Origin of the sequence: Streptomyces aurantiacus (genome assembly GCF_027107535.1) — a bacterium.
Lineage (GTDB): Bacteria > Actinomycetota > Actinomycetes > Streptomycetales > Streptomycetaceae > Streptomyces.
In genome coordinates this window covers 9,328,899-9,350,960 of record NZ_CP114283.1, presented here as the reverse complement: position 1 = coordinate 9,350,960, position 22,062 = coordinate 9,328,899, and the positions used below count along the sequence as shown (strand labels likewise).

Below are 22,062 nucleotides of genomic sequence, written 5' to 3'. Positions count from 1 at the left end.
ACGGGAGAATCGAGCCATTCAGTCAGAACCACGGGGAGGAACCGTGTCCGGATTCGTAGAAAAGCCCGAGCCCGTCGAGGTTCCGGGCCTGGTGCACCTGCACACCGGCAAGGTGCGCGACCTGTACCAGAACGAGGCGGGCGACCTCGTGATGGTCGCCAGCGACCGCCTGTCGGCGTTCGACTGGGTGCTGCCCACGGAGATCCCCGACAAGGGCCGCGTCCTGACGCAGCTCTCGCTCTGGTGGTTCGACAAGGTCGCCGATCTGCTGCCGAACCACGTCCTCGGCACCGAGCCGCCGCCCGGCGCCCCCGCCGAATGGCAGGGCCGCACCCTGATCTGCAAGTCGCTGCGGATGGTCCCGGTCGAGTGCGTCGCCCGCGGCTATCTCACCGGCTCGGGCCTTGCCGAGTACAACGAGACCCGTACCGTCTGCGGCCTCGGCCTGCCCGAGGGGCTGACCGACGGCTCGGAGCTGCCCGGCCCGATCTTCACCCCGGCCACCAAGGCCGCCGTCGGCGAGCACGACGAGAACGTCGCGTACGAGGAGGTGGCCCGCCAGGTCGGCGCGGAGACCGCGGCCCAGCTGCGGCAGGCGACGCTCGCCGTCTACCGCCGCGGCCGGGACATCGCACACGGACGCGGGATCATCCTCGCGGACACCAAGTTCGAGTTCGGCTTCGACGGCGAGACGCTCGTGATCGCCGACGAGGTGCTGACCCCGGACTCGTCCCGTTTCTGGCCCGCCGACCAGTGGGAGCCGGGCCGCGCGCAGCCCTCGTTCGACAAGCAGTACGTACGGGACTGGCTGACGTCCGCCGAGTCCGGCTGGGACCGCCGCAGCGAGCAGCCGCCGCCCGCCCTGCCGCAGGCGGTCGTGGACGCGACCCGCGCGAAGTACGTGGAGGCGTACGAGCGGCTGACGGGCGCCGCCTGGACCTGAGCCCGGCAGGGGCACGAAGAAGCCCCCGGTCGCGATGACCGGGGGCTTCCTGCCTGCTTACTCTGAGCGGACGACCAGGTTCGAACTGGCGACCTCAACCTTGGCAAGGTTGCGCTCTACCAACTGAGCTACGTCCGCGCTGCGCCGTGGCGCGGGAGCAACTATACCCAACCTCGCTCCCGTGCGAGACGCACCGCCGAGTGACGGTTCTCGACGCCGAGCTTGGACACGGCGGACGACAGATAGTTCCGCACGGTCCCCTGGGACAGCGCGGCCCGCTCCGCGATCTCCACGACGGGCGCGCCATCGGCGGCCAGCTCCAGCACCTCGGCCTCGCGCGCGGTCAGCGGCGAGTCCCCGGCGGAGATCGCGTCGGCGGCCAACTCCGGGTCGACGTAACGGTTTCCGGCATGCACGGTACGGATGATCTCCGCGAGCCGTTGCGCGCTGACCGTCTTCGGGACGAACCCGCGCACACCTGCCGCAAGTGCCCGCTTGAGATGCCCGGGGCGCCCATGGCTGGTCACGATCAGCGCCCGGCAGGCTGGCAGTTCGGTCCGCAGCGATGTGGCCACCCTCACACCGTCGGCCCCGGGCATCTGCAGATCCAGTACCGCCACGTCGGGTTCGTGGGCCCGGGCCATCGCCAGGGCCTCGGGTCCGTCGGCCGCCTCGGCCACCACGAGCAGGTCCTCCTCGAGCCCGAGCAGCGCGGCGAGAGCCCCCCGGATGAGGTGCTCGTCGTCGGCGAGCAGCAGCCGGATGGGTCGTACGGACGTCATGAACCGACCTCTTCACTCACTGAGCGGGGAACGGGAGAAGGTGAGGAGGGGGACGGTGAGGAAGCAGAAAGCTGGGAGGGGGACGGCTGTGGGGACGGCTGGGAGGAGGACCGCTGGGGCCAGGACCGTGCGGGGGAGGACGGAGGCAGTGGCACCTCGGCCACGACCCTGAACAGGCCGCTGTCGACGGGTCCCGCCTCCAGCGTCCCGGCCACCGCGGCCAGCCGCTCCCTCAGTCCGGCGAGCCCGGACCCGCCGCCGAGCTGAGGGCCCCGCCCTGCCGAGGGGACCCCGTCGGGACCCCCTTCGCCCCGCGCACCGGGCTCCCCGGCCCGCTCCTGCGCGCCCCGGTCCACCCCGTCGTTCTCGACGGTGAGGACCACGTGGGTCCCGGCCGGTTCCAGCGAGACGCGACACCGCCGGGCGTCTCCGTGCCGCAGGACGTTCGTGGTGGCCTCCCGTACGACCCATCCCAGCGCCGACTGGACCGCCGGGGGCAGGCCCGTCGCGGAACCGGTCACCGTGCAGTCGACCCCCGCCGCGGTCAGGACGCCCTGTGCGCCGGAGAGTTCGGTGCCGAGGTCCGCCTCGCGGTAGCCGCGTACGACCTCGCGGACCTCGCGCTGCGACTCGTGGGCGATCCGCTGCACCTCGATCATCTGATCCACGGCCTCGGGGCGCTCGCGGCGCGCGAGCTGCACGGCGAGCTCGCTCTTGAGGGCGATCACCGCGAGGTTGCGGCCCATCACGTCGTGCAGGTCGCGCCCGAAGCGGAGCCGCTCCTCGGCGACGGCGAGGCGGGTACGGGTCTCACGGGCCGCGTCGAGCTCGTACACGGCGTTGAGCAGCCACACCGAGAAGACGGAGGTGAAGGCGAGGAATCCGCCGGCGAGCAGTACCGCGAAGGCCGCGCCCAGCGAGGCGGGCGCCGGGACACCCAGGGGGAGCGACACGGCTCCGGCCCCCGCGGCGAAGCCGGCCACGATCGCCAGGGCACGCCGCCGGTCGCGCACCCCCAGTGTGATGGTGCCGGCCCCGAAGGCCAGCACGCCCACGAAGAGGGAGCCCGCCGCCGTGCCGGCGCCCTCGTCGCCCGGGCCGTGCTCGGCGAGGCCGAGCGCGGCCGTCCCGAGCAGCGCGGTGACCACGCCGAGGGCCATGAGCAGGCGTACGGGTTGTTCACGGGTGCCGCGTGTCCAGTCGAGCGCCCGGGACGCGGTCACCGCGCAGAGCAGGGCGTGCCCGCACAGCGGCAGGAACAGCCAGACGGCGAGCTTCAACCCGACGTGCCCGAACAGGGGGAGCCCGATCGCGGTGACCTCCACGAAAGGAAAGAAGTGGAAGGACCAGCGGGTGTACGTCTCGACCTTCGCCGGCGTGCTCTTCCCGCGCCACCAGGCGCTCGGCCTGCGCATTCCCGACCTTCCCGTCGTCATCCCCGACCGTCCCCGTTGCCGTTACCGATGCCGTGCGCTGTGGCGGCCCTGGTCAGCGCCGCGGTTCCCAGCGGAACCACCTCTGCACAGCAAACACCGCGAGCACGGTCCAGGCCAGCGCGGTGGCGACGGCGCCCAGAGCCTCGTACGCGGAGAGGTTTCCTGTCCAGCCGCCGCGGATCAGCGTGATCACCGGCGACAGCGGGAGCAGTTCGCAGAAGGAGGCGAGCCGGTCGGGCATGACCTCGAAGGGCACGAAGGCGCCGGAACCCATCATCGACACGAGCAGCAGCGGCATCGCCGCGACCTGGGCGCCCTCCACGCTCTTGCTGAAGCTCGCGGTCACCGCCGCGAGCGCCGGCCACATCACGAGCCCCAGGAGGAGTCCCACCACGGCGAGGTGGGGTGCCTCGGGCGCCCCCACGTCCAGGAGCGCCGCGCAGGCGGCCGTCAGGAGCAGGCACTGCACCAGGCCGACGAGGACCGACGGCAGGGCGGCGCCCGCCAGGATCTCCGCGTCGCGCAGCTCGCCGGTGCGCAGCCGCTTGAGGACGAGCTCCTCACGGCGGGCGGCGTAGACGCTCACCAGCGAGCTGTAGACGGCGAAGAGGAGGGAGAAGCCGACGGCGGAGGGCAGGATGACCGATCCGACCGAGAGCCCCGCCCCCTTGAGGTCCATGTCCTCGACCACCGAGCGGAGGCTGAACGGCATGACCAGCGGCACGAACACCGCCGCGAAGAAGGTGGCCCTGCTGCGCCCGAGCAGGGTGAGTTCGGCCCGGGCGAGGGAGGCCATGCGCCCGGCCGCGGTCACGGTCGTGGCCGTGCCCGCGGGTGCGTTCCTGGTCCCGGTCACCGCGCTCATGCCACGTTCTCCTTCTTGGAGTTCTTCGAGTTCTCGGCGTTCTCGGCGTTCTTGGAGTCCTGTGACTTCTTCGAGGTCCAGAGGCTGCCACGCGTCCCCGGGGCTCCTGCGGCCCCGGAGCGCTCCGGGTTCCGCGCCTGCTCCGCCCGTGCGTCCCGCTCCGACACGTCACGCGCGATCCGCAGGAACGCCTCCTCCAGGGACCCGGACCGCACATCGAGCCCCCGCAGCTCGACCCCGATCCGCTCGGCCCACACCAGCAGCCCGGTGGCGGCGCGCTGCAGTTCGTTCGTACGCAGCCGCAGGACGCGCCCGTCGAGCTCGTGCCCGCTGATGCCGAGTGCGGCGAGCGGCGGCAGGTCGCCGGGGTGGTAGCCGTCGGGCAGCTCGAAGGAGATCCGCGACGGCTGGGAGGCGGTCACCTCGGCCGGGGTGCCGGAGACCGCGAGCCGGCCGGCGTGCATGATCGCGAGCCGGTCGGCGAGCCCCTCCGCCTCCTCCAGGTAGTGCGTGGTGAGCAGCACGGTCGTGCCCGACCGGCGCAGCTCGCGGACCAACTCCCAGGTCTCCTGGCGCCCTTCGGCGTCGAGGCCGGTCGTCGGCTCGTCCAGGAAGAGCACCTCGGGCCGCCCGAGGAGCGCGAGTGCCAGGTCCAGACGCCGCTTCTCGCCGCCGGACAGCTGCTTCACCCGTACGCCGGCCCTGCGGGTCAGGCCGACCAGTGACAGCGCCTCGCTCTCCGGCCGGGCCCCGCTCGTGCAGCCCGCCCACATCCGTACCGTCTCCGCGACGGTCAGTTCGGAGGGGAAGCCACCCTCCTGGAGCATCACGCCGATGCGTGGGCGGACCAGCGCGCGTTCGGTGTACGGGTCGTGTCCGAGGACGCGGACCCGGCCGCCGGCCGGCGGTGCGAGGCCCTCGATCAGTTCGACGGTGGAGGTCTTGCCCGCGCCGTTGGTCCCGAGCAGCGCGAACAGTTCGCCCCGGCCGACCGTGAAGGACACCCCCCGTACGGCTTCGAACTCGTCCCCGTACACGCGGCGTAGATCAGTGACCTCAATCACGTGTTCATTCGTGTTCATGAGACAAGCGTCCCCGCCGTCGGGAGCGTCCGGCAGTGCGAGCTGTCATCGCCGTACATGACAAATGTCAGACGGCCCACCCGGTTGCGGATGCAGGCATACGAGAAAGGCCCCGGTCGCGACGACCGGGGCCTTTCTCGTACTGCTTCTCACTGGAGCGGACGACCAGGTTCGAACTGGCGACCTCAACCTTGGCAAGGTTGCGCTCTACCAACTGAGCTACGTCCGCATTGCCTCCGACCGGCTCTCACCGATCGGCGCGGGCACCAGCCTACCTGATCCAAAGAGCGACCAGGTCGGTGATGCAGAGCGGGTGACAGGAATTGCACACTGCGCCTTCCCCCTGGAAGGGGGATGTTCTGCTACTGAACTACACCCGCGTGACTCCGTGAGCCGGGCCTTTCGGCCTTGCCCCTCGGCGTGCTCCAGACTCTAGCTGATCGGCGGGGGTGCAGCGCAAGTCGGCTGTCCCCAGGGCCCGATGGCGGGCCCCGGTGCCCGGTGCCGAGGACCTGACCGGCCCGTACGCACCCGTGGCCCGAGCGCGTCCCCCGGCCCGCGGGGGCCGCGCCCGGGATCCGGAGGACTCGCCGCCCCTCCGCGGGACGGCTCCGCTCACTGAGCCGCGGTGAACGCCTCGTAGACCTTCTTGGGGATGCGTCCGCGGGCGGGCACCTCCAGCTTGTTGGACTGGGCCCAGGCCCGTACGGCCGCCGGGTCGGGGGCCACCGCCGTCTGCCGGTAGGCCTTGCCGGAGCGCGACCGCTTGCGGCCGGCCTCCAGGTACGGCTCCAGGGCCTTGCGCAGTTTCTCGGCGTTGGCCGGATTCAGGTCGATCTCGTACGACTTGCCGTCCAGACCGAAGGCGATCGTCTCCGCCGCTTCCGAGCCGTCGATGTCGTCGAAGAGAGTGACTACGACACGCTGCGCCACGAATATCGGTCCCTTCGTGCGGCACCTCTCCAACGACGCGCGATGACGTGCGGAGATGCCGACTGTCCGACTGCTTTTATGAGTGATTGGGCAAAGTATCGGCTATTGCCAATTCATTTGTACAGTGCCCGGCAATCCAATGTGAAGCTCGACTAAATCTGTTGGCGTGTCTCCAAGGCAATAGGGAGCCTGGTCTCGATCCGGATCTTTCCCAGGATTTTTCGTGAAGGCAGGCCGAGGTTAGGCCGTAGATGCGGAATCGTGATGGCCGTCACGTAGATTCCTACGAATCTACTCGCGTAGAAATTTTGTACGGGTAGTCTGAACGAACCTGCTCAGCACCACACACCGGGAGTGCCAGTGGCACGCGTCGTAGTCGACGTCATGCTCAAGCCGGAGATCCTCGACCCCCAGGGCCAGGCGGTGCAGCGTGCACTGCCGCGCCTCGGTTTCGAAGGCATCTCCGACGTACGTCAGGGAAAGCGATTCGAACTGGAAGTGGACGGACCGGTGGACGACGCCGCCCTCGCCCGCATCCATGAACTCGCCGAATCCTTCCTCGCCAACACCGTGATCGAAGACTTCACCGTCAAGGTCGAGGAAGTCGCGGAGGCCGGAAAGTGACCGCTCGTATTGGCGTCGTCACTTTCCCGGGAAGCCTCGACGACCGGGACACGCAGCGCGCGATCAAGCTCGCCGGTGCCGAACCCGTCGCTCTCTGGCACAAGGACAAGGACCTCAAGCAGGTCGACGCGGTGGTGCTGTGCGGCGGTTTCTCGTACGGCGACTATCTGCGCGCCGGATCGATCGCGCGCTTCTCGCCCGTGATGGAGACCCTCATCGAGCAGGCGAAGTCGGGAATGCCGGTACTCGGCATCTGCAACGGCTTCCAGATCCTCACCGAGGCCCATCTGCTGCCCGGCGCGATGCTCGGCAACGACCACCTGCACTTCATCTGCCGTGACCAGAAACTGCGGGTGGAGAACGCGGCGACCGCCTGGACCGCCGACTACGAGTCCGGCCAGGAGATCAACATCCCGCTGAAGAACATGGACGGGCGGTACGTCGCCGACGAGCACACCCTCGACATGCTGGAGGCGGAGGGCCGGGTCGCCTTCCGTTACGTGGTCGACGGCGACTCGGCGGACGGCTACGGCAACCCGAACGGCTCGCTGCGGGACATCGCCGGCATCTCGAACGAGGCCGGCAACGTCGTCGGTCTGATGCCGCACCCCGAGCACGCGGTCGAGCCGCTCATCGGGTCCGGCCGCACCGACGGCCTCCCCTTCTTCACCTCGATCCTCAAGAAGCTGGTCAACGCATGAGCCGGACGCCTCTGGACACGGTCGAGCACGCGGCCGGGACCCCCGACGTCGAGCTGCCCTGGGCCGAACTCGGCCTGAAGAAGGACGAGTACGAGAGGGTCGTCGAGATCCTCGGCCGCCGGCCCACCGGCGCCGAGCTCGCCATGTACTCCGTCATGTGGTCCGAGCACTGCTCGTACAAGTCCTCCAAGGTGCACCTGCGCCAGTTCGGCGAGAAGGCCCCGCAGAGCGACGCCCTGCTGGTCGGCATCGGTGAGAACGCCGGTGTCGTGGACGTCGGCCAGGGCTACGCGGTCACCTTCAAGGTCGAGTCGCACAACCACCCCTCCTACGTCGAGCCCTACCAGGGCGCGGCCACCGGCGTCGGCGGCATCGTGCGCGACATCATCGCCATGGGCGCCAGGCCGGTCGCGGTCGTCGACCCGCTGCGGTTCGGCGCCGCCGACCACCCCGACACCAAGCGCGTCCTGCCGGGTGTCGTCGCGGGCATCGGCGGCTACGGCAACTGCCTGGGCCTGCCGAACATCGGCGGCGAGGTCGTCTTCGACGCCTGCTACCAGGGCAACCCGCTGGTCAACGCCGGTGCCATCGGCGTCATGCGGCACGAGGACATCCACCTCGCGAAGGCGTCCGGCGCCGGCAACAAGGTCATCCTGTACGGGGCCCGCACGGGCGGTGACGGCATCGGCGGCGCGTCGATCCTGGCTTCCGAGACCTTCGACGACGCCAAGCCGTCCAAGCGTCCCGCCGTCCAGGTCGGCGACCCCTTCCAGGAGAAGCTCCTCATCGAGTGCACCCTGGAGGCCTTCGCCGAGAAGCTGGTCGTCGGCATCCAGGACCTCGGCGCGGCCGGACTGTCCTGCGCCACCAGCGAGTTGGCGTCCAACGGCTCCGGCGGCATGCGCGTCACGCTGGACGACGTACCGCTGCGCGACTCCACGCTCTCGCCCGAGGAGATCCTCATGAGCGAGTCGCAGGAGCGCATGTGTGCGGTCGTCGAGCCGGAGAAGGTCGACCGCTTCCTGGAGATCTGCGACAAGTGGGACGTCATCGCCACCGTCATCGGTGAGGTGACCGACGGCGACCGTCTGGAGATCTACTGGCACGGCGGCAAGATCGTCGACGTCGACCCGCGTACGGTCGCGCACGACGGCCCGGTCTACGAGCGCCCCTACGCCCGTCCCGAGTGGCAGGACGCCCTCCAGGCGGACGACGCCAACAAGCTGGCGAGGCCCGCCACTTCGGAGGAGCTGAAGAACCAGGTCCTCCAGCTGGTCTCCTCTCCGAACCAGGCCTCCAAGTCCTGGATCACCTCCCAGTACGACCACTTCGTGCAGGGCAACACGGTGCTGGCCCAGCCCGAGGACTCGGGCATGATCCGCATCGACGAGGAGTCCGGCCTCGGTGTCGCCATCGCCACGGACGGCAACGGCCGCTTCGCCAAGCTGGACCCGTACCACGGCGCCCAGTTGGCCCTGGCGGAGGCGTACCGGAACGTCGCGACGACCGGCGCCAAGCCGCTCGCCGTCTCCGACTGCCTGAACTTCGGCTCGCCCGAGGACCCGGCGGTGATGTGGCAGTTCGCGGAGGCCATCCGTGGACTGGCGGACGCCTGCCAGCAGTTGGGCACCCCGGTGACCGGCGGCAACGTCTCGCTCTACAACCAGACGGGCGAGGCGGCCATTCACCCGACCCCGGTCGTGGCCGTGCTGGGCGTCATCGACGACGTCTCCCGCCGCACCCCGGTCGCCTTCCAGGAAGAGGGCCAGCTCCTCTACCTGCTCGGCGACACCCGTGAGGAGTTCGGCGGTTCGGCCTGGTCGCAGGTCGTCCACGACCACCTCGGCGGGCTGCCCCCGCAGGTCGACCTGGAGCGGGAGCGCCTTCTCGGCGAGATCCTGATCTCCGCCTCCCGCGACGGCATGATCGACTCCGCGCACGACCTGTCCGACGGCGGTCTGATCCAGGCCGTGGTCGAGTCGGCGCTGCTCGGCGGCAAGGGCGCGCGACTCGTCGTACCCGACGGGCTCGACGCGTTCACGTTCCTCTTCTCCGAGTCCGCGGGCCGCGCGGTCGTCGCGATCCCGCGCTCCGAGGAGCTCCGCTTCAACGACATGTGCGGGGCGCGCGGCCTGCCCGCCACGCGCATCGGTGTCGTGGACGGCACCGTGGCGGACGCGAGCGCGGTGGTGGAGGTGCAGGGCGAGTTCACCCTCTCCCTGGCCGAGCTGCGCACGGCGCACGAGGAGACGATCCCGGCGCTGTTCGCGTAGGTAGTCCGCCGGTTCCGCGGCAGTCGTACGCGGTAGTGGGCCCCGTCCGGATCTCCGGGCGGGGCCTTCCGCGTGCCCGCGCGGGCGGCGCCCCGACGGCCTTCCAACTCCTCTTGCTCATTATTACGTAATTACGTAATCTCGACGCATGGATCTGGAGCAACGCGTCGCGGAACTGGAGCGGCGTCTCGACGCCCTGGAGGACGGGCCCTCCCCGCGCGTGGGCGCCGGCGACTTCTGGGCTCTCGAGGGGCTCAAGACGCAACTGGCCCACGAGGCGGACGGCGGAGTGCTGTTCACGGGCTCGGTACGGCTGCCGACCGAGGAGCGGTACGAGTGGCAGTACGGCCTGCTCACCGGGCAGTTGCTCGACGCCGACTGGAGCGAGGCGGCCGAGGCGTTCGCCGCGCTCGGCCACGCCATGCGGCTGCGGCTGCTGCGCGAGATCCTCGGCGGCCGGCGCACGGCCACCGAGCTGGCCGGGCTCGACGACGTGGGGACGAGCGGCCAGATCTACCACCATCTGCGGCAGTTGACCGCGGCGGGCTGGCTGCGTCAGGCGGGGCGCGGGCGCTACGAGATTCCGGGCAGCCGTGTCGTGCCCCTCCTCGTGGCGCTGGCCACGGTGCAGCCGGTCTGAGGCAATCGACCACTCTCGGCCCATGGGGGAGCCATGACCGTCCGCAAGACCGCGATGATCCTGTACCGGTTGCTGCAACTGACCTTCTTCGGCATGGTCCTGGCCGACGCCCTCGTGCCCGGCTACCCGATCGACTGGGCGTGGGCCTTCGTGCCCCTCCTCGTGTCGTTCGCCCTCGGGCTGGCCGTGAGCCGGACCGGGCCCCGGCGCGAGTCCGCCGACCGCGCCCCGGTCGAGGTGGAGCCGCCGGTCAGGGGCCGTTGGGCCGCGCTGAACAGCCCGGCCACCAAGGTGCCGAGCCATGGCACGCACGCCTACGGCCAGACGTACGCGATCGACATCGTGGCCGAGCCCGCCGAGCCCGCCGAGCCCGGCGCCGCTCGCGCAGACGGAAGGAGGCGGCCCGCCTTCGCCATGCTCTGGCCGGTCGTCCGGCACGGTCGTGCCTTCCCCGCGTACGACGAGCCGGTGTTCGCGGTGGCGGACGCCACGGTCGTGCACGCGTCCGACCGGATGCGCGACCATCTCAGCCGCAACTCCCTGCCGGCGCTCGCCTACTTGATGCTGGTCGAGGCCGCGGTCAGGGAGACCGGCGGCGCGTCCTGGATCACCGGCAACCACGTCGTACTCGACCTGGGCGACGGGGTGTACGCGATGTACGCGCACCTGCGGCGGGGCTCCGTCACCGTCCGGCCCGGCGACCGTGTCAGGGCGGGACGGCAGATCGCCCGCTGCGGCAACTCGGGCAACTCCACCGAACCCCACGTCCACTTCCAGCTGATGGACGGTCCGGACCCGGACTCGGCCCGCGGTGTCCCGTTCACCTGGCGGGGCATCGGTGTTCCGGCCGACGGCGAGACGTTCACGGCTTCGGACGTGCCGTCCGCGGTGCCTGGGGTGACCGGGGTGAGCGGGGTGAGTGAGGGAACGCCCACCGCCGCCCGCGAGGCCTGCTGATAACTTCGGCGAGGTTTTGAGGGGGAGGGGCGGTGCCGGTCCCGCATGGCGGTCGGCCCACTCCCCACCCGCGTCGGGCGCACCTTCCCGGCCCGTACCGCATTCGTCGACCGCCCGACCGCTCGAAGGGCAGCGCGTGAATTCCCAGTCCGAGCGCACCCCGGACTCCGCCCGGTACGTGCCATTCCCGCGCTCCCGCCTGCTGACCCCCGACCGGGGCAGCCGGCCGCGCAACGTGCTCAACCAACTCGTCGCCCTGACAGCGGTGTTCGGCATCGGCGCGGGCGGCTGGGGGCTGTGGCTGGAGGTCTCCGACCTGCGGGACCGGGCCGCGAGCCGGGAGCGGGTCAGCGAGGCGTGCGGCGGTCTGGTCGACCCGGACAAGGTGCTCGACCTCAACGGCGGCACGCACCGGGCCCGCGCGGGCACCGACGCCGACGACAGCTTCACGGTCGGCTCGCTGCCCGGCACCTGCGTGATCTACCGGGTCGACGAACCGGGCACCTCGTACGGGCACTTCGTGCTGACCGTCTACACGAACCCCAGCGACCGGTACGCCAACATCGTCAGCGGCTGGACGCGCGACCCGTTCGACGAGCGGATACGCGAGACCGACGGCGACCTGACCCGCGAGGCCGACGAGGCGCCGGAACACCCGATCGAGGACGCCGAGGTGGACGAGGGCGCACTCGGTCACTACGACGACAACAGCGCCACCGTGAAGGCCCTCTGCACGACGGGCGAAGGGACGGACGAGGGGACGGGTGAAGAGTCGGGCGAGGGGACGGGCGGAGGCGCCGGCAAGGGCGGCACCACGTCCGTGAACGTCATGGCCGAGGGCTACTACGACGACATCACGTTCCAGGACCGTCAGGCCCTGATCGAGCTCGCCCACGACGCCGCCTTCAAGGCCGCCCACGAACTGGGCTGCACCGCCGAGAAGCCCGTGCCCGTCTCTTTCCCGAGGCTCTACGTCCCGCACCCCCGGCTGGTGGACTCGGCGAAGGCCCGGGGCACCTGCCGCTGGTTCCGCGACTTCACCGCACGCGAGGGCCGGGGCCGGCTCCCCGACCGCGCCCTCGACGCACCGGTCGGCGAGCAGAGCTTCACCGAGAAGTGCCTCCTGGCGGTGAGCGAGAAGCAGGTCAGGAGTGTCCTGCCCGGCCTCACCGAGGATGAACACCGCGGCGCGACGTTGCGGGACGTGCTGCGGGTCGCGCCCTGGTGGATGGAGAGCGCGTCCTTCTTCGGCGACGAGGCCCGGGAGGTCGTCACCGAGGACGGCCTCGGCGACGACCAGACCCAGGTGCGCCCCGGCACCGCGGGCCGCGACCGTGCCGCGGGCGTGTGGTGGGCCTCCTCCACCTGCGGGGGTGAGCCGGCCCTCCACACCCTGAGCGTCGACTACCCGTACGACGAGATCGTCGAGAAGCGCCTGAAGGCCCTCTTCCACGCCTACGTCGACGACATCACCGCCCGCCGGAACTGCACCGACGTGAAATATCCCGAGCCCTCCGCGTTCCGCGCGGACTAGGCTCACCGCCATGCCCCCGGCCAAGAAGCGCACCCGTACCTACGACCCGGCGAAGACACGAGCGGCGGTCCTCGCACAGCTCGGGAACGTACGGGCTGCGGTACAAGGCCTGACCTCCGAGCAGCTCGCAGGGCCGACGAGGCTCGGCGACTGGACCGTGCGCGAGCTGGCCGTGCACCTCGCCATGGCGGCGGAGGCCGTGAGCCGGGGCCTCGACCAGGACGAGCCCGCCGGGCCCGCGTTCGCCCTGCTCGACTGGCCGTTCGCCACCGCGCCGCGAGCCGGTGAGATCGACGACGACGTACGTACGCTCGCCGCCGCCGAGCCGGACCTGGACGCCCTGTACGAGCGCACGTCGGCCCGCCTCACCGAACGCCTGCCGGACGCCCCGGCCGGGCGGCTGCTGGTCACGCGGGTGGGAGCGATGACCCTGACCGACCATCTCGTCACCCGCACGGTGGAGCTGGTCGTCCACACCGACGACCTGAACGCGGCCGTCCCGGGACTCGACGTGCCGTACGACCGGCAGGCCCTCGCCGCGTGCACCCGCCTCCTCGCCGACGCGCTCGCCGCGAAGGCGCCCGGCGCCTCCACGGAGGTGCGCGTGCCGCCGTACGCCGTCGTGCAGTGCGTGGCGGGCCCGCGCCACACCCGCGGCACCCCGCCCAACGTCGTCGAGACGGATCCGCTGACGTGGATCCGGCTCGCGACCGGGCGCACCGAGTGGAAGACGGCCCTCGACGGCGCGAAGGTCAGCGCGAGCGGAGAACGCGCCGACCTCGGCGGACTGCTTCCCCTCATGAGCTGAGCTCCGCTTCCGGGCCCCGGTTCGGCCGTTGCGCGGCCGTTACCCGTCGAGGGAACCAAGCACCCCACCCGTCCCGTCAAAGCGGCATGCACACGCAGCGACTCAACCTCAGCGTCCTCAGCACCCGAGCCGGTCTCAGCGCCCTGGCGGTCACCGGACTCCTCGCCACAGCCGCCTGCGGCACGGAGAGCGGCGGCAAGGACTCCGGTTCCGGTTCCGTCGGCACCCGGCAGGCCACCGGGATCACCGGCAAGCAGTGGAACGTGGAGAGCGTGACCGTCGACGGCACCAAGCACGACGCCCCGGCCGGCGCCCACGTCGAGTTCGCCAAGGACGGCAAGGTGGGCGGCAACTACGGCTGCAACCGCTTCGGGGCGAGCGCCGAGATCAAGGGCGACACGATCACGATCGGCGACGACACCATCAAGACCAAGATGGCCTGTACGAGCGAGGGGGCGATGGACTTCGAGTCGCAGCTCGGCAAGGCCATCTCCAACAGCACGATCAAGGCCGCGGTCGACGACGACAAGCTGACGCTCACCACGCAGGACGGGACCACCGTGAACCTCACCGCCGACAAGCCGGCCGAACTCCAGGGCACGAAGTGGAACGTCACCGCCATGGTGAAGGACGCCTCGAAGGGCGGATCCCCCGTCGCCCTCTCCTCCCAGGCCGACGGCAAGGTCCATCTCACCTTCGACGAAGGAGCCGTCCGCGGCCAGCTCGGCTGCAACAAGGTGACGGCGAAGGCCACGGTCGGCGACGGCAGTATCACTCTGGGCACGGCGGGCACCACCCGGAAGATGTGCTCCGACTCACTCATGGACACCGAGCGGGCCCTGCTGAAGCTCTTCGGCAGCACGGTGAAGTACCAGCTGAAGGGCAGCACCCTCACCCTGACCAGCGAGAACGGCATGAGCGTGGAAGCAGTCGCCACGAAGTGATCCCCGTCGGCGGCGCCCCCGCGGCGCCGCTCGGGGGGTTCCCCAATTCGGACCAGTGGTCGATCTCGCCTACACTCGGTGGCGTGCCACGTGGTGACGGTCGACTCAGTCATGATCTGCTCCCCGGCGAGAAAGGACCCCAGGACGCTTGCGGCGTCTTCGGAGTCTGGGCTCCCGGTGAAGAGGTCGCCAAGCTCACTTACTTCGGGCTCTACGCCCTACAGCATCGAGGCCAGGAGTCCGCGGGTATCGCGGTCAGCAACGGCTCACAGATCCTCGTCTTCAAGGACATGGGCCTTGTGTCCCAGGTCTTCGACGAGGCGTCCCTCGGTTCCCTGCTCGGTCATATCGCGGTCGGACACGCCCGCTACTCGACCACCGGGGCCTCCACCTGGGAGAACGCCCAGCCGACGTTCCGTGCCACCGCGCACGGCTCGATCGCGCTCGGCCACAACGGCAACCTGGTCAACACGGCGGAACTCGCCGGAATGGTCGCCGACCTCCCCAAGCAGGAGGGCCGCACCCCGCGTGTGGCGGCGACCAACGACACCGACCTGCTCACGGCCCTGCTGGCCGCCCAGGTCGACGACGACGGCAAGCCGCTGACCATAGAAGAGGCCTCCGCGAAGGTCCTCCCGCAGGTCAAGGGCGCCTTCTCCCTCGTCTTCATGGATGAGCACACCCTCTACGCCGCCCGTGACCCGCAGGGCATCCGCCCGCTGGTCCTCGGCCGCCTGGAGCGCGGCTGGGTCGTCGCCTCCGAGTCCGCCGCCCTCGACATCTGCGGCGCCGCCTACGTCCGCGAGATCGAGCCGGGCGAGTTCGTCGCCATCGACGAGAACGGCCTGCGAACCTCCCGATTCGCGGAAGCGAAGCCCAAGGGCTGCGTCTTCGAGTACGTGTACCTGGCCCGCCCGGACACCGACATCGCCGGCCGGAACGTGTACCTCTCGCGTGTCGAGATGGGCCGCAAGCTCGCCAAGGAAGCTCCGGTCGACGCCGATCTGGTCATAGCGACCCCGGAATCGGGCACGCCCGCCGCGATCGGTTACGCGGAGGCCTCCGGCATCCCGTTCGGTGCCGGTCTCGTGAAGAACGCGTACGTGGGCCGGACCTTCATCCAGCCTTCACAGACCATCCGCCAGCTGGGCATCCGTCTGAAGCTGAATCCGCTCAAGGAAGTCATCAAGGGCAAGCGCCTGGTCGTCGTCGACGACTCGATCGTCCGCGGCAACACCCAGCGCGCGCTGGTCCGCATGCTCCGTGAAGCGGGCGCGGCGGAGGTCCACATCCGGATCTCCTCGCCCCCCGTGAAGTGGCCCTGCTTCTTCGGGATCGACTTCGCGACGCGCGCCGAGCTGATCGCCAACGGCATGAGCATCGAGGAGATCGGCACCTCGCTCGGCGCCGACTCCCTTTCGTACATCTCCATCGACGGCATGATCGAGGCCACCGCCATCGACAAGCCGAACCTCTGCCGTGCCTGCTTCGACGGCGAGTACCCGATGGACCTCCCGGACCCGGAGCTGCTCGGCAAGCAGCTCCTGGAGACCGAGCTCGCCGCGGGTCCCGCGGCCACGGCCGCGGCCGACGCGATCCGCCGTCCGTAGGCAGCCCGTTCCACCTGCTCACCTGCAGTACGACACGAAAGTTCTCACCGTCATGTCTGAGACAACTGGTGCCAGCTACGCGAGCGCAGGCGTCGACATCGAGGCGGGCGACCGCGCCGTGGAGCTCATGAAGGAGTGGGTGAAGAAGACGCAGCGCCCCGAGGTCCTCGGCGGCCTCGGCGGTTTCGCCGGCCTCTTCGACGCCTCCGCCCTCAAGCGGTACGAGCGCCCGCTCCTGGCCTCCGCCACGGACGGCGTGGGCACGAAGGTCGACCTCGCCCGGCAGCTCGGCGTGTACGACACGATCGGCCACGACCTGGTCGCGATGGTCATGGACGACATCGTGGTGTGCGGCGCCGAGCCGCTCTTCATGACCGACTACATCTGTGTCGGCAAGGTCCACCCGGAGCGCGTGGCCGCCATCGTGAAGGGCATCGCCGAGGGCTGTGTCCTCGCGGGCTGCGCCCTCGTGGGCGGCGAGACGGCCGAGCACCCCGGTCTGCTGGGCCCGGACGACTTCGACGTCGCCGGCGCCGGTACGGGCGTGGTGGAGGCCGACCGGCTGCTGGGCGCGGATCGTATCCGTAAGGGTGACGCGGTGATCGCCATGGCGGCCTCCGGCCTTCACTCGAACGGGTACTCGCTCGTCCGGCACGTCCTCTTCGACCGGGCGAAGCTGAAGCTCGACCAGCACGTCGCCGAGTTCGGCCGCACGCTCGGCGAGGAGCTCCTGGAGCCCACCAGGATCTACTCGCTGGACTGCCTGGCGCTGACCCGCACGACCGACGTGCACGCGTACTCGCACGTCACGGGCGGCGGACTGGCGGCCAACCTGGCCCGCGTGATCCCGGACGGCCTGCACGCCATCGTGGACCGCGCGACGTGGACCCCGGCCCCCGTCTTCGACCTCGTCGGCACCACGGGCCGGGTCGAGCGCCTGGAGCTGGAGAAGACGCTGAACATGGGCGTCGGCATGATCGCGATCGTGCCGGAGGAGTCCACGGACGCGGCCCTCGCCACGCTCGCCGACCGCGGCCTGGAGGCCTGGGTGGCGGGCGAGATCACGGCCCGCGACGACCACGAGACGGGCGCGGCCCTGATCAACGACTACGCGCCCCGCTAGGCGCGACGAGCCACTCGACGAGGGCGCCCCACCAGGGCGCGGGAACCCGCGCAGCCTCAAAGGGGCGCGGGGAACGGCGCGACCAGCCACGGCGAACCCGCAGTCGGACAAGCCCCCGCAGGGGACCCCGCAACCAGCGGAGCGACCACGCGCAAAACCCGGTCCGGTGAACTGCCCCGGACCGGGTGAAGCGCAGTTAGAACGACATGCGCAGCTAAAGCGTCAAGCGCCGCGGCGTTGCGACGTGGGGCCGGACTCGTCGTCCTCGTCCTCGTCGTCGTTGTAGAGATCCGCGTACTGGGCGTACGGGTCGTCTTCCTCGTCGTCGTCCTCGAACGGCTCGCCATTCGGCGGCTGTTGCGAAGTCGAAGCGCCCAGCTCATTGGCCAGACGCGACAGATCAGTCCCGCCGCTGCTGTACTTCAGCTGGCGGGCGACCTTCGTCTGCTTGGCCTTTGCCCGGCCGCGCCCCATGGCTCGACCCCCTCGGATACGGGGCTCGACGGCCCCAGAGTCTTGACACGCGTTCATGGTCGGGAACGGGCTCTCCTTGGAGAGACCGGTCCGTAGGGCTTCCACGGTACCTGAGCCCACGCCCATACGGTACGTCGCCCGCAGGACGCGCCTGTGCCCAGAACCCGCGAGGTGCCCTGTCCTCGCTGGTCAACCGCGATTTTAACCTCTTCTTGGCGAGCGACCCGCCGACGAACGTGAGAGTTCTCTCCCGCACCCGCCGACAGGTACCCCGCGGGACGTTCCGGACGGCTTCCGGACGTCAGGGGCGGGGGGCCTCCGCCATGCGCTGCTCGGCGATCCGGTCGGCCGCGGCGGCCGGCGGAATGCCGTCCTCCTTCGCACGAGCGAATATGGCCAGCGTGGTGTCGAAGATCTTCGCGGCCTTCGCCCTGCACCGGTCGAAGTCGAAGCCGTGGAGTTCGTCGGCGACCTGGATGACACCGCCCGCGTTGACCACGTAGTCCGGTGCGTAGAGGATTCCGCGGTCGGAGAGGTCCTTCTCCACGCCCGCGTGCTCCAGCTGGTTGTTCGCCGCGCCGCAGACGATCCGGGCGGTGAGTACCGGCACCGTGTCGTCGTTCAGGGCGCCGCCGAGCGCGCAGGGGGCGTAGATGTCCAGCCCTTCCACCCGGATCAGCGCGTCGGTGTCGGCGACGGCCGTCACCCCGGAGGGGTGCCTGTCCAGGATCCGGCGCACGGACGCGGCCCGTACGTCCGTGACCACGACCTCGGCGCCGTCCTCCCGCAGATGCCCGACCAGGTGGTGCCCCACCTTGCCGACCCCCGCGACACCGACCGTGCGGCCGCGCAGCGACGGGTCGCCCCACAGGTGCTGGGCGGAGGCCCGCATGCCCTGGAAGACCCCGTAGGCCGTCAGGACGGACGAGTCGCCCGCGCCGCCGTTCTCGGGGGAGCGCCCGGTGGTCCAGCGGCACTCGCGCGCCACGACGTCCATGTCCGCCACGTAGGTGCCGACATCGCACGCGGTCACGTAGCGCCCGCCGAGCGAGGCCACGAAGCGGCCGTACGCGAGGAGCAGTTCGTCGGTCTTGATCTGCTCGGGGTCGCCGATGATCACGGCCTTGCCGCCGCCGTGGTCGAGCCCGGCCATGGCGTTCTTGTACGACATCCCGCGGGCGAGGTTCAGCGCGTCGGCGACGGCCTCGGCCTCGCTCGCGTACGGGTAGAAGCGGGTGCCGCCGAGGGCCGGGCCCAGGGCGGTCGAGTGGATGGCGATGACGGCCTTGAGGCCGCTGGCTCGGTCCTGGCAGAGGACGACCTGCTCATGTCCCCCCTGATCCGACCGGAACAGGGTGTGCAGTACGTCGTCCGCGCTGCTGGTTACGTCGGTCACTGTGGTGACTCCCAGGTAATGAGCGGCGGTCGGGGCGGCCCCCGTACGGGTGGCGGGGGGTCCGTGTGGCACGAGATTAGAGCCTGTGCGGGACCGTCATCCGCCCAGTGGTCAGGATCACCCTCCCCCGGAGTACGGTCCCGGGGGGACGTGGGACGATTTGCAGGGGTTTCCCGCGCGCCCGCACGCAGGTCCCGCGGTTTTCCGGCGGGTCCGCGGGGGAGGGAGCAAGCGTGCCCAAGGTGTCCTCGTTGATCGTCCCGTACGCGTCCTATCTCCGCGTGTACGAACCGCTCGCGGCGTTCCCGGAGCCGGAGCGCGGCCACTGGGCCCGCTACGCGCGCCGACCTGAGCGTCCCTCGTACCAGGACGAGCTGCGCCGGTCGCTGGCCGACCTGCTGCCCACTCCGCCGGTCCTGGTGCCGGTGCACGAGAGCGGCGACGCGTTCGTCGCGGACGTGGACGGCGTGCTGGTCGTGTGCCCCTGGCGGACCCGGCTGCGGGGCTGGCAGGCGCTGGAGGACCTGGACGAGGAACTGCCGCAGCCCGTCCTGGACGCGGCGCTGCCGCAGGTCGTACGCCGTCAGGCGGCCCAGGACTACGAGCGCTGGCTCACCCGCAATCCCGACGCCCGGCCGTGGATCCGCACGGCGGTCTGGCAGGTGCCGCTGAACTGGTTCGTGCTCGTCTCGGACGAGGAGCGCGAGTACGACAAGGGCACCGGGTCCGGGGACGGTTCGCGGGCCGAGGAGGACGCGCCCGTGCTCCGCTACCGCACGCCGATGGTGCAGGCGCGGCGGCGGGTGGCGCGGGCTCTGCGGACCCTGCGGGACACCCTCGACGAGGGGCCGCTCATCGACGGCCTGGAGGACGTGGGGCGTTGGCTGGAGGAGTTCCACCCGCGCGCGCTGGTGGAGCTGGACTACGGCGGTCTCGTGCACGTCCTGCCGGCCGGGGAGCTCGACGGCGATCACTCCGCGGCGGATGTCGCCGAGGGCATCGAGGCGTTGCGCACGGGAGACGGGGCCGGTGCCGGGGAGGCGTACGGTCGGCTCGTGGAGCGGTGGCGGTCGGTCCTGGACCGCCGCTCGGCGAACTGAGGCCGCCCGCCGGGGTGACGATTCCTGTGCGTCACGGGATCTGACAGGACGTAAGTCCCGATCCGGGTCGTACGGGGTAAGCGTGACGGACGGCACTAACGCGGACCTTGCGCCGAACGCCCCTCCTCATGCCAAAATAGGACAAGGAGTCCGGGGAGGGCTCCTTCTGCCCACATATGGGTGGAATCTCAGCATTGCACGCTATGGGGGGTCTCGTGACTCCTGATCGCTCTGTGACTGATCGTCACAGTGGCGTGACTGTCCGCTATGGCATGGTCCATCGGCTTCCGTCGCTGATGAACACCTGGGAGGGCAATTCCATCGGTTTGGCCGACGCGGCTGGACGGATGGTGTAGTTGTAGTGCCGAGGACAAGCCGTTCGTCCTATAACCGACTCGACCCGCATCCGCCATTTCGGGCAACGCGGGTCAAGGTGCAGAATTTAGAGGAAAGAACCGAGAAGGTTCGGTTCTCCCGAGGAGGCCGCTCATGACCGCTCGCACCCCTGATGCCGAGCCGCTGCTGACCCCGGCTGAGGTCGCCACGATGTTCCGCGTGGACCCGAAGACGGTTACGCGGTGGGCGAAGGCCGGCAAGCTCACTTCGATCCGCACGCTCGGCGGCCACCGCCGATACCGCGAGGCCGAGGTTCGTGCACTGCTCGCGGGCATTCCGCAGCAGCGCAGTGAAGTCTGAACAACAACTCCATAGCAGGGCATTCCGGCAGGTCCCCCACTTGTCGGTACGCCCGAACCCAAGCTCCGAGCGACGCGGATCCTGCCCCAACGGGGTCCACGCCCGAGTAAGAACCACAAGCAGCATGGGTGCGTCGTAGATCGCGCTGGACTCCGCCGGGTCCAGCGCGATCTTTTTTGTGCGCTGGTCATGGGGTGTCCGCGCCGGTGAGGTCGCTCTGTGAGCGGCCTTGTCGCAGTCTGGGGGAGGCTGTGGGATCAGCTGTGGGTCACCCTCGATGGCTGGTGCAATTGCACATATTAAATTGACCAGTTGTAGGTGAGGGGTAAGTTCCGTGGGTTTGAAAACTTATGCAGTGACACCCGTCACGTGTCCTGCTTCTTGTTGCGCGTGACGTTTCTGCGCTAGAGGAGGCTGCGCTCATCTGGGGCCGCGCGAGGGGCAGTTGGTGCGCGGCGGTCGTTCACGCGGAGGGGCGCTCGTCCTCCGTGGCGTCCTCGGGGTCCTCCGGGGCGGTGGTCGGAGCGGACTCCGTGACCAGTCGCAGGAGCCGGTGGCAGATCGGGCAGTGTCTCGTCCGATGGCGATGGCCGGAGGCGGCCGACAGGTGGGCGCGGAGCAGGGCTCGCGTCTCATGCCGAGCGGTCGCCGCCATGGTCACCTCCGGTGGGGTCTGTCGGCTCCGGTGAGGGCTCTCGGCCCTGGTTTCTAGGTACTGGCGGAATGTGACGGCGTCAAGACCGTGCGGCGCCGTACGGGGCTGTGGAGGGCCTGTGGGGGCGGTGTTGACCGGGTGCCGGTGCCGGCGCTTTGCCGGCGGGCTCGTGGCGTGGGGTCGGCCGCCGACCGGTGAGGGCCGGCCGCGCAGTTCTCCGCGCCCCTGGAGGGCGCGTCCGCGCTGAGCCGCGGAGGGAGGGGGCGTGCTCCTCGCTGGAACGCGGTACGAAGAAGGCCCCGCATCCTTGCGGATGCGGGGCCTTCTTCGACTGGTGCGGTCCTGACGGGATTTGAACCCGCGGCCTCCACCTTGACAGGGTGGCGAGCACTCCAAACTGCTCCACAGGACCAGGTTTCGCAGTGCGATCTTGCGTTGCGCTGCGAGACAGGACTCTACAGGAGGGTGGGCCTCCCGAGCGAACTC

The 22,062-nt window shown here is 70.2% G+C and carries 21 protein-coding genes and 4 tRNA genes; 13 read left to right on the top strand and 12 right to left on the bottom strand.

From position 1 onward, the window contains the following. Positions 1-43: 43 nt before the first annotated feature. On the top strand, positions 44-943 hold the full coding sequence (locus tag O1Q96_RS43290) for a phosphoribosylaminoimidazolesuccinocarboxamide synthase (protein ID WP_269253303.1): 900 nt from the start codon (positions 44-46) through the stop codon (positions 941-943). Between the two features lie 65 nt (positions 944-1,008). Here the strand turns inward: O1Q96_RS43290 and O1Q96_RS43285 are convergent. The 8 genes from O1Q96_RS43285 to O1Q96_RS43250 form a co-directional block, all read right to left on the bottom strand. Further along, positions 1,009-1,081, bottom strand: a tRNA-Gly gene (locus tag O1Q96_RS43285). Positions 1,082-1,104: 23 nt separating this feature from the next. Continuing rightward, entirely contained in the window at positions 1,105-1,725 is a 621-nt protein-coding gene (locus O1Q96_RS43280) for a response regulator transcription factor (protein WP_269253302.1), read from the bottom strand. Further along, positions 1,722-3,140 carry a sensor histidine kinase gene (locus O1Q96_RS43275; protein ID WP_269253301.1) on the bottom strand — a complete coding sequence of 473 codons (1,419 nt, stop codon included), beginning with the start codon at positions 3,138-3,140 and terminating at the stop codon, positions 1,722-1,724. Before O1Q96_RS43275 ends, O1Q96_RS43280 begins: the two co-directional genes overlap by 4 nt. Positions 3,141-3,213: 73 nt before the next feature. Beyond that, positions 3,214-4,026 carry an ABC transporter permease gene (locus O1Q96_RS43270; protein ID WP_269253300.1) on the bottom strand — a complete coding sequence of 271 codons (813 nt, stop codon included), beginning with the start codon at positions 4,024-4,026 and terminating at the stop codon, positions 3,214-3,216. Next, positions 4,023-5,108: an ABC transporter ATP-binding protein gene (locus O1Q96_RS43265; RefSeq protein ID WP_269253299.1), complete on the bottom strand. Its 1,086-nt coding sequence runs from the start codon at positions 5,106-5,108 to the stop codon at positions 4,023-4,025. Before O1Q96_RS43265 ends, O1Q96_RS43270 begins: the two co-directional genes overlap by 4 nt. Positions 5,109-5,261: 153 nt before the next feature. Continuing rightward, positions 5,262-5,337, bottom strand: a tRNA-Gly gene (locus tag O1Q96_RS43260). Between the two features lie 79 nt (positions 5,338-5,416). Then, positions 5,417-5,488 (bottom strand) — tRNA-Gly (locus O1Q96_RS43255). Positions 5,489-5,723: 235 nt separating this feature from the next. Continuing rightward, positions 5,724-6,041 carry a histone-like nucleoid-structuring protein Lsr2 gene (locus O1Q96_RS43250; RefSeq protein WP_217453079.1) on the bottom strand — a complete coding sequence of 106 codons (318 nt, stop codon included), beginning with the start codon at positions 6,039-6,041 and terminating at the stop codon, positions 5,724-5,726. Positions 6,042-6,401: 360 nt separating this feature from the next. Between O1Q96_RS43250 and purS the strand changes: the two genes are divergently transcribed. The 10 genes from purS (at position 6,402) to purM (ending at position 17,255) form a co-directional block, all read left to right on the top strand. Further along, positions 6,402-6,665 (top strand): phosphoribosylformylglycinamidine synthase subunit PurS, encoded by a 264-nt coding sequence (gene purS, locus O1Q96_RS43245; protein WP_009313473.1) that lies wholly within the window; start codon positions 6,402-6,404, stop codon positions 6,663-6,665. Next, positions 6,662-7,366: a phosphoribosylformylglycinamidine synthase subunit PurQ gene (purQ, locus tag O1Q96_RS43240; protein WP_269253298.1), complete on the top strand. Its 705-nt coding sequence runs from the start codon at positions 6,662-6,664 to the stop codon at positions 7,364-7,366. The genes purS and purQ overlap by 4 nt, the downstream gene beginning before the upstream one ends. Next, entirely contained in the window at positions 7,363-9,639 is a 2,277-nt protein-coding gene (purL, locus tag O1Q96_RS43235; RefSeq protein WP_269253297.1) for a phosphoribosylformylglycinamidine synthase subunit PurL, read from the top strand. Before purQ ends, purL begins: the two co-directional genes overlap by 4 nt. A gap of 148 nt (positions 9,640-9,787) precedes the next feature. Then, complete coding sequence (locus O1Q96_RS43230) at positions 9,788-10,279, top strand: ArsR/SmtB family transcription factor (RefSeq protein ID WP_269253296.1); 492 nt, start codon at positions 9,788-9,790, stop codon at positions 10,277-10,279. 33 nt (positions 10,280-10,312) lie between these two features. After that, positions 10,313-11,236 carry a M23 family metallopeptidase gene (locus O1Q96_RS43225; protein WP_269253295.1) on the top strand — a complete coding sequence of 308 codons (924 nt, stop codon included), beginning with the start codon at positions 10,313-10,315 and terminating at the stop codon, positions 11,234-11,236. 136 nt (positions 11,237-11,372) lie between these two features. Continuing rightward, entirely contained in the window at positions 11,373-12,770 is a 1,398-nt protein-coding gene (locus O1Q96_RS43220; RefSeq protein WP_269253294.1) for a hypothetical protein, read from the top strand. 10 nt (positions 12,771-12,780) lie between these two features. Continuing rightward, a complete protein-coding gene (locus O1Q96_RS43215) occupies positions 12,781-13,578 on the top strand; it encodes a maleylpyruvate isomerase family mycothiol-dependent enzyme (protein ID WP_269253293.1) in 798 nt (265 codons plus the stop codon). Between the two features lie 86 nt (positions 13,579-13,664). After that, entirely contained in the window at positions 13,665-14,522 is an 858-nt protein-coding gene (locus tag O1Q96_RS43210) for an META domain-containing protein (RefSeq protein ID WP_269253292.1), read from the top strand. Positions 14,523-14,605: 83 nt separating this feature from the next. Further along, positions 14,606-16,132: an amidophosphoribosyltransferase gene (gene purF / locus O1Q96_RS43205; RefSeq protein WP_217453087.1), complete on the top strand. Its 1,527-nt coding sequence runs from the start codon at positions 14,606-14,608 to the stop codon at positions 16,130-16,132. 52 nt (positions 16,133-16,184) lie between these two features. Continuing rightward, on the top strand, positions 16,185-17,255 hold the full coding sequence (gene purM, locus O1Q96_RS43200; RefSeq protein WP_269253291.1) for a phosphoribosylformylglycinamidine cyclo-ligase: 1,071 nt from the start codon (positions 16,185-16,187) through the stop codon (positions 17,253-17,255). A gap of 222 nt (positions 17,256-17,477) precedes the next feature. Here the strand turns inward: purM and O1Q96_RS43195 are convergent, their stop codons facing one another. After that, the gene (locus O1Q96_RS43195; protein ID WP_055613827.1) at positions 17,478-17,729 is read right to left on the bottom strand and encodes a DUF3073 domain-containing protein; all 252 of its coding nucleotides are present in this window, start codon (positions 17,727-17,729) and stop codon (positions 17,478-17,480) included. Between the two features lie 301 nt (positions 17,730-18,030). Continuing rightward, on the bottom strand, positions 18,031-19,125 hold the full coding sequence (locus tag O1Q96_RS43190) for a Leu/Phe/Val dehydrogenase (RefSeq protein ID WP_269253290.1): 1,095 nt from the start codon (positions 19,123-19,125) through the stop codon (positions 18,031-18,033). Between the two features lie 233 nt (positions 19,126-19,358). On the opposite strand from O1Q96_RS43190, the gene O1Q96_RS43185 reads away from it, so the two are divergent. Further along, positions 19,359-20,225 carry a DUF8083 family protein gene (locus tag O1Q96_RS43185; protein ID WP_269253289.1) on the top strand — a complete coding sequence of 289 codons (867 nt, stop codon included), beginning with the start codon at positions 19,359-19,361 and terminating at the stop codon, positions 20,223-20,225. 489 nt (positions 20,226-20,714) lie between these two features. Next, entirely contained in the window at positions 20,715-20,921 is a 207-nt protein-coding gene (bldC, locus tag O1Q96_RS43180) for a developmental transcriptional regulator BldC (protein WP_027749187.1), read from the top strand. 463 nt (positions 20,922-21,384) lie between these two features. Here bldC and O1Q96_RS43175 read toward each other — a convergent pair whose 3' ends face one another. Continuing rightward, the gene (locus O1Q96_RS43175) at positions 21,385-21,576 is read right to left on the bottom strand and encodes a DUF6274 family protein (RefSeq protein WP_269253288.1); all 192 of its coding nucleotides are present in this window, start codon (positions 21,574-21,576) and stop codon (positions 21,385-21,387) included. Between the two features lie 337 nt (positions 21,577-21,913). After that, positions 21,914-21,988: transfer RNA gene (locus O1Q96_RS43170), tRNA-Asp, on the bottom strand. Positions 21,989-22,062: the final 74 nt, after the last annotated feature.

Coding starts and splice junctions, on each gene's coding strand:
- O1Q96_RS43280 (WP_269253302.1), bottom strand. CDS start 1,725: ATGACGTCCGTACGACCCATCCGGCTGCTGCTCGCCGACGACGAGCAC.
- O1Q96_RS43275 (WP_269253301.1), bottom strand. CDS start 3,140: ATGCGCAGGCCGAGCGCCTGGTGGCGCGGGAAGAGCACGCCGGCGAAG.
- O1Q96_RS43270 (WP_269253300.1), bottom strand. CDS start 4,026: ATGAGCGCGGTGACCGGGACCAGGAACGCACCCGCGGGCACGGCCACG.
- O1Q96_RS43265 (WP_269253299.1), bottom strand. CDS start 5,108: ATGAACACGAATGAACACGTGATTGAGGTCACTGATCTACGCCGCGTG.
- purL (WP_269253297.1), top strand. CDS start 7,363: ATGAGCCGGACGCCTCTGGACACGGTCGAGCACGCGGCCGGGACCCCC.
- O1Q96_RS43230 (WP_269253296.1), top strand. CDS start 9,788: ATGGATCTGGAGCAACGCGTCGCGGAACTGGAGCGGCGTCTCGACGCC.
- O1Q96_RS43225 (WP_269253295.1), top strand. CDS start 10,313: ATGACCGTCCGCAAGACCGCGATGATCCTGTACCGGTTGCTGCAACTG.
- O1Q96_RS43215 (WP_269253293.1), top strand. CDS start 12,781: ATGCCCCCGGCCAAGAAGCGCACCCGTACCTACGACCCGGCGAAGACA.
- O1Q96_RS43210 (WP_269253292.1), top strand. CDS start 13,665: ATGCACACGCAGCGACTCAACCTCAGCGTCCTCAGCACCCGAGCCGGT.
- purM (WP_269253291.1), top strand. CDS start 16,185: ATGTCTGAGACAACTGGTGCCAGCTACGCGAGCGCAGGCGTCGACATC.
- O1Q96_RS43195 (WP_055613827.1), bottom strand. CDS start 17,729: ATGGGGCGCGGCCGGGCAAAGGCCAAGCAGACGAAGGTCGCCCGCCAG.
- bldC (WP_027749187.1), top strand. CDS start 20,715: ATGACCGCTCGCACCCCTGATGCCGAGCCGCTGCTGACCCCGGCTGAG.
- O1Q96_RS43175 (WP_269253288.1), bottom strand. CDS start 21,576: ATGGCGGCGACCGCTCGGCATGAGACGCGAGCCCTGCTCCGCGCCCAC.